The 6297-nt window shown below is 30.1% G+C and carries 8 protein-coding genes and 1 rRNA gene; all 9 read right to left on the reverse strand.

All coding sequences use genetic code 11. The features are described from left to right. Positions 1–14: 14 nt before the first annotated feature. On the reverse strand, positions 15–587 hold the full coding sequence (locus tag IM532_RS04975; protein WP_194182327.1) for a hypothetical protein: 573 nt from the start codon (positions 585–587) through the stop codon (positions 15–17). A gap of 28 nt (positions 588–615) precedes the next feature. Next, positions 616–1116, reverse strand: a complete 501-nt coding sequence (locus tag IM532_RS04980) for a regulatory protein RecX (protein ID WP_194182328.1) — start codon at positions 1114–1116, stop codon at positions 616–618. Positions 1117–1189: 73 nt separating this feature from the next. Then, positions 1190–1837, reverse strand: coding sequence for a ribulose-phosphate 3-epimerase (rpe, locus tag IM532_RS04985; protein WP_194182329.1), 648 nt, complete (start codon positions 1835–1837; stop codon positions 1190–1192). 93 nt (positions 1838–1930) lie between these two features. Further along, positions 1931–2323, reverse strand: coding sequence for a hypothetical protein (locus IM532_RS04990; protein WP_194182330.1), 393 nt, complete (start codon positions 2321–2323; stop codon positions 1931–1933). 70 nt (positions 2324–2393) lie between these two features. Continuing rightward, on the reverse strand, positions 2394–3260 hold the full coding sequence (locus tag IM532_RS04995) for a sigma-70 family RNA polymerase sigma factor (protein ID WP_194182331.1): 867 nt from the start codon (positions 3258–3260) through the stop codon (positions 2394–2396). A gap of 125 nt (positions 3261–3385) precedes the next feature. Continuing rightward, a complete protein-coding gene (hutG, locus tag IM532_RS05000; RefSeq protein WP_194182332.1) occupies positions 3386–4318 on the reverse strand; it encodes a formimidoylglutamase in 933 nt (310 codons plus the stop codon). Beyond that, on the reverse strand, positions 4318–4926 hold the full coding sequence (locus tag IM532_RS05005; RefSeq protein ID WP_194182333.1) for a trimeric intracellular cation channel family protein: 609 nt from the start codon (positions 4924–4926) through the stop codon (positions 4318–4320). The genes hutG and IM532_RS05005 overlap by 1 nt, the downstream gene beginning before the upstream one ends. Before the next feature lie 114 nt (positions 4927–5040). Then, positions 5041–5652: a trimeric intracellular cation channel family protein gene (locus tag IM532_RS05010; protein WP_194182334.1), complete on the reverse strand. Its 612-nt coding sequence runs from the start codon at positions 5650–5652 to the stop codon at positions 5041–5043. 562 nt (positions 5653–6214) lie between these two features. Further along, a 5S ribosomal RNA gene (rrf, locus tag IM532_RS05015) occupies positions 6215–6297 on the reverse strand; the annotation flags it as partial.

Here is a 6297-nt window from a genome sequence, read left to right on the forward strand (position 1 = left end):
CGGGTTTTTATTTATTATTTAATTTCTTCAACAGGAGGTTGTGGCTCAGGTTCTTCCATTACAAATTTTCTTATAGGAAAATATTCTTGATCTTCTCCTAAAATAAAATCATGGTTCAAAAAATCGTAGTGTAATACTTTTATTAATTGATACTCGCCGATCTCATTTTTACGATAAGCGAAAGCTAATCCATCAAAATAATCACAAATCATCGTTATGTGTTCGAGTTCTGGAACGTACATTAAATCTTTAAAATCAATATGATTATTTAAGAAATTATTGTTTGTAAGAATTAAAGCGTAATCTTTATGATTTAATTTAATGGGCAATTGATAATAATCACCGTACATACAATCTTCGATAACTTCAGAAGTAAAAAAATAAATCTGATTTTCTGTAAACGTTACATTGATATTATATACTTCGATATTATTTTTTTCAGTAATATCTATTACTTGTTGTAAAGTATTGTAAAACTTCTCATCTTTAATTTCCTTAGGAATTTCAACTTTAGTAGGCCAAGACGTTTTATTTTTTGAACATCCTAAAAAGAGAATTAGAATTATAAATGAATAAAAATATTTCATATGTAGTCGTTTGATGAAAGATAATAAATTAATCTTTCTGAATCACTTGAATTGCTTCGTTGATTAAATCAAATTCATAGCCTTTGTAGGCCAAATACGCTTTGATTTTATTCATCTTTTTAAAGGATTCACGCTCGCTATATAAAGCATCGTGTTTTTTTTGCGCCAATCGAACTAAATTGTTCCAATATTTTTCGGGATCGATTTCTTCTTTAAAAGCTTTATCAATCAATTTTCCATCAATTTGACGCATTTTTAATTCTTGTCGAAGTCGATTTTTTCCCCATAATTTTTGATTGACTTTTCCACGAACAAACGAATGCACAAATCGTTCCTCATTCAAAAATCCATAATGAATCAATTTATATAAAATCTCATCTTTCGCTTCAGGAATCAAATCAAATTCGCGCAGTTTTTTTTCTACTTCCCAATGACAACGATCTTGGTAAAGACAATATTTGGCCATTTTATCTTTAATTTCATCAATCGTATAAATCTTTTTCGAATTGTCTTTTGGGGTAAAACTCATACTGCAAAGTTATGGAAATAAAAAAACTGAACCATTACTGATTCAGTTTTTAGATTATATAGAATTTTAAATCTTATGCCTTCTTTAAAGCTGCGATATATTCTGTTGGGTTCTCATCGTTGAAAACTGCCGAACCAGCCACTAATGCATCAGCACCAGCTTCGATTAATTTTGTAGCATTTTGTACACCTACTCCACCATCGATTTCGATAATCACATCAGCTCCAGCTTCAGTAATCATTTGTTTTAATTTAGAAACTTTGTTGTAGGTATTTTCAATGAATTTTTGACCTCCAAAACCTGGATTCACACTCATGATTAATACTAAATCTAAATCATTGATAACATCCTCTAAAACCGATACAGGTGTATGTGGATTAAGAGCAACTCCAGCTTTCATCCCTTCTGCTTTAATTGCTTGGATAGTACGGTGTAAGTGTGTACACGCTTCGTAATGCACCGTTAAAATATCTGCTCCTACTTTTTTAAAATCTGAAATGTAACGATCTGGATCAACAATCATTAAATGAACGTCTAAAACTTTATCCGTTAACGAATTAATTTTATCGATAATAGGCATTCCATAAGAAATATTCGGAACGAATACGCCGTCCATAACATCTAAATGAAACCATTCTGCTTGAGAATTGTTAACCATTTCGATGTCTTTGGCTAAGTTTCCGAAATCTGCAGCTAAAATTGATGGTGCTATAATTGCCATAATTTTTGTTTTATTGTTTGTTTGTATTTGTCGTGCAAAGGTATGGAATAAAAAAATCGCTACAATTGCAGCGATTTAAAATATTTTTAAAATTTAGTCTAAGATAACCTTGTAATCTATAAAATTATAAGGTTCCTCTCTTTCTTCGGATTCGTTAATTATAAAATGTACTGAATCATTTGATAAAAAAATAAATGAATATTGATCTTTTTTATCATCAGATTCACGGTATTCAAAATATTCATCTCCTTTTACACACCAATATCCGACTTCTTCTGAATATGTTTCACTCTCATCGCTATTGATGGTTTTAAAATGAATCATTAGTGTACCATCAGCTTTACGATTTATAACCCAACTATTTGTTTCTCCTTTAAAAAACTTTCCATGATCTGTACCTTTCCATACTCCTACAAATCTGGAATCAATTTGATTATTTATAAAAAAGGCAATGTTAGGATCTTCTTGATTTAATGACCAATTCAAATGCTATGTTGTTATTAATTTTTAATAATGTAACTAAAAAAAGCAGCTAATGAGCTGCTTTATAATTTTTTTATCGTCCTATGTACGTTTTCAAGATTTTAGATCTTGATGTATGTTTTAGACGACGAATTGCTTTTTCTTTAATTTGACGCACACGCTCACGAGTTAAGTCAAAAGTTTCACCAATTTCCTCTAAAGTCATTGGGTGTTGTCCATTTAAACCAAAATATAAACGAATTAAATCTGCTTCTCTTGGAGTTAATGTTTGTAATGCACGTTCAATCTCTACACGTAAAGACTCAATCATTAATTGCATATCTGGAGATGGAGATTCACCAATGTTTAATACATCGTATAAGTTTGAATCTTCCCCTTCTACTAACGGAGCATCCATCGATACGTGACGACCTGAGTTTTTCATCGACTCTTTTACGTCACTTTCAGACATGTCCAATACTTCAGAAATTTCTTCTGCAGATGGAGCACGCTCATGTTCTTGCTCTAATAAAGCGTATGCTTTATTAATTTTGTTAATAGATCCAATTTTATTTAATGGTAAACGTACAATACGAGATTGTTCGGCTAAAGCTTGTAAGATAGATTGACGAATCCACCATACGGCATACGAAATGAATTTGAAACCACGAGTTTCATCAAAACGTTGAGCAGCTTTAATTAATCCTAAGTTTCCTTCGTTGATTAAGTCAGGTAAGCTTAAACCTTGATTCTGGTATTGTTTTGCAACAGAAACCACGAAACGTAAGTTTGCTTTAGTTAACTTTTCAAGGGCAACACGATCACCTGCTTTTATGCGTTGTGCTAGTTCTACTTCTTCTTCCGCCGTAATTAAATCTACTTTACCAATCTCCTGTAAGTATTTGTCCAACGACGCAGTTTCACGATTTGTTACCTGCTTTGTAATTTTAAGCTGTCTCATTTATCTAAAATCCTCCTAAATTATATGAATGATTATTTGAATTGACCTATATAGTAAAATGGGTCTTTACTATTATATACGTAAGATTTTGGAAAAGGTTACAAAATTTGATAAATTATTTTAATTTAGTCCCTTAATACTTCATAAATCATTTGCGCAGCTAACTTTGCAGTTTGATTATCACGATCATAATGGGGATTAGTTTCTACAACATCTATTATTTTTAGTTTTCCAGATTTATACAGTAATTTTAAAATATATTTAACTTGAAATGGTGTAAGACCGTTAATTGTAGGCGCACTTACACCTGGTGCAAATGATACATCAAAAACATCCATATCTAAAGACAAATAAATGTGATCAAATTGCGTAATATATTCTTTTAATTGTTCTATTATTCCTTTAAAATTTGCATGTAACTCATCTGCAATTATATAATTTATAGGTAATTCATCTGCACGTTTAAATAACGCTTTTGTATTCCCTAATTCTTGAATACCGATGGCTAAATAATTGAATTGTAAATTATGCTCTAAGCTATATTGATACATTTCAAAAAATGGAGTTCCAGAAGTAGAATGTTCATTAGGTAAACGTAGATCAAAATGTGCATCAAGGTTAATCACTGCACTATTGTGAGGATATTTCTCTACAAATCCAAGATAATTTCCTAATGCAGTTTCGTGTCCACCACCAATAACGACTGGTAAATTATTGGAATGTAGAATTTCTAAAATTTTATCTATCTGTAAAGTTCTTGCTTCTTCTAATTTTTCTTGTACAATAATATTTCCCATATCGTAAATATTATTATTTTTAAAATGCACAGGAAGATTTGCTAAAGCTTTTCGAATAATATTTGGTGCATCCTTAGCTCCAATACGACCTTTATTTCTTTTAACACCTTCTTCGGAAGAAAATCCTAAAATTACTTTTGAATTTTTAATTAGACTTTCGTCATAAGGTTTAATAATTTGATGAATGCGTAGTCCTAATTCACCATCTTCATGATCAATCCTACCTTCCCAATTATTCTGGTCAAAAGTAATATGTTTCATTATTTATAAAATTTAGGTAATGATAAATTAAATTTAAATGCAATAATTCGAATTGTTGCTATTATACTTCCAGAAATAATGAAATTAATATTTCTATCTAATCCAAAGTTTTCTAAAACCAAATATATAACACCTCCCAAAATACATGCTGTCGCATAAATTTCTTGTACAAATATAGTTGGTGTTTTATTGATTAATGTATCTCTTATGACACCTCCCATTACTGCTGTAAACATTCCCATTACCACTGAGATAAAATTATTAGCTCCTAAAGATTGTGCTTTTTCCAAACCTACTATAGTAAATAATGCTATACCTAAGGTATCAAATAACATTAAAGTAGTCTTAAGACGATTAAATTGCTTATAAAATAAACCAGATAATATAATACCACAAAAAATAGTGTACACTATGTTCATATCATTAAACCAAACTAATGGATAGCTGTCTAAAAATAAATCACGTAATGTTCCACCACCAATCGCAGTAATAAATGCGATAAATGTAATACCAAACCAGTCATGTTTCTGACGTTCATCACCAGCTAACGCTCCTGAAATAGCAAAGGCTAATGTACCTATCATTTCGAATATATATTGTATCTGCATTTTTTTAAGATTAAAGGGCGACAAATATGCTACTTTTAAATCGATAAATAAAATATAAAAGTAGCTTTAAACACAAAAAAACGAAGCTATTAGCTCCGTTTTCAATTTATAATATTAATGACTTTTAAAATTAGGAATAGATAAATTAAATCTTAAGGCTAACAATCGAATAGTTACAATCATAGTACCAGATATAAAGAAATTTGGCGTTCTTGAAATCCCCAGCTGTTCTAATACTACATACAATACTGCACCCGCTAAACATGCTGTTGCATAAATTTCTTTACGGAATACAATAGGTAATTCATTAATCATCATATCACGAATAACTCCACCCATAATTGCGGTAAACATTCCCATGATAATTGCAACTACAGGACTAACTCCTAAACCTAAAGCTTTTTCTACACCTACAATAGTAAATAATGCTATTCCCAAAGTATCAAAAAGCATAAACGTTTTCCTCAGTTTTAAAAAAAATCCATAAAAAATAGCGGCCAATATAATACCCGCAAGCACAGCGTACAATAAATTAACATCTTTAATCCACATGATAGGATAAGCTCCTAACAACACGTCACGTATTGTTCCTCCACCTAAAGAAGTTATAAATGCGGTAAATGTAACACCAAACCAATCTTTACCTGACTTTTCATCTGCAGCTAGTGCACCTGAAATCCCATAAAAGATGACTCCAAAAATCTCAAAATAGTACTGAATTTCCATTAATTAAAAGAAGCTTTAGCATATCAATTTTAAATTTAAAATTGAATTAATATTTTAGTTATCGTTATAATATTTTAATTTAGGATTTATTGATTACATATGTGCTATTGTCAACAAAGTTTTTAAATAAATTAGATATATTATATTTAATAAACCACTTAAGCGAAATATTATTATATGTTGATGATAGTATAATGAGAAAGTAAACCTTATTATAAAATTTGAAATATATTACTAAAGAAAATTGAGCAACATACTAATGCTTTTAATATAAGTAGTCGCTATCATAAATATTATTTAATTATTCAACTTGACCGTAATGTTATGCAGATGAGAAATTAAATATATTTTATTAAAGACTAGAAAATAAATTAGTATGAAACTAATTATATCATGGATTACGCTTTAAATAGAGATTAAAGATCTAAATAAAAAATAAGTATCTATTTTTTAAACAAGTTCACTCCTTCACCTGTTCACTAATAACAAGTTCCCTTGTCCCTATAAAAGTTTAGGGCATAAAAAAAGCCCAATCTAATTAAAGATTGAGCTTTGTTATAAAGACTGGCGACGACCTACTCTCCCGCAATAGCAGTACCATCGGCGCTGAAAGGCTTAACTTCTCTGTTCGGAATGGGAAGAGGT

The organism is Faecalibacter rhinopitheci (assembly GCF_015234135.1).
Lineage (GTDB): Bacteria > Bacteroidota > Bacteroidia > Flavobacteriales > Weeksellaceae > Empedobacter > Empedobacter rhinopitheci.

Coding starts and splice junctions, on each gene's coding strand:
- hutG (WP_194182332.1), bottom strand. CDS start 4,318: ATGAAACATATTACTTTTGACCAGAATAATTGGGAAGGTAGGATTGAT.
- IM532_RS04980 (WP_194182328.1), bottom strand. CDS start 1,116: ATGAGTTTTACCCCAAAAGACAATTCGAAAAAGATTTATACGATTGAT.
- rpe (WP_194182329.1), bottom strand. CDS start 1,837: ATGGCAATTATAGCACCATCAATTTTAGCTGCAGATTTCGGAAACTTA.
- IM532_RS05010 (WP_194182334.1), bottom strand. CDS start 5,652: ATGGAAATTCAGTACTATTTTGAGATTTTTGGAGTCATCTTTTATGGG.
- IM532_RS04975 (WP_194182327.1), bottom strand. CDS start 587: ATGAAATATTTTTATTCATTTATAATTCTAATTCTCTTTTTAGGATGT.
- IM532_RS04995 (WP_194182331.1), bottom strand. CDS start 3,260: ATGAGACAGCTTAAAATTACAAAGCAGGTAACAAATCGTGAAACTGCG.
- IM532_RS05005 (WP_194182333.1), bottom strand. CDS start 4,926: ATGCAGATACAATATATATTCGAAATGATAGGTACATTAGCCTTTGCT.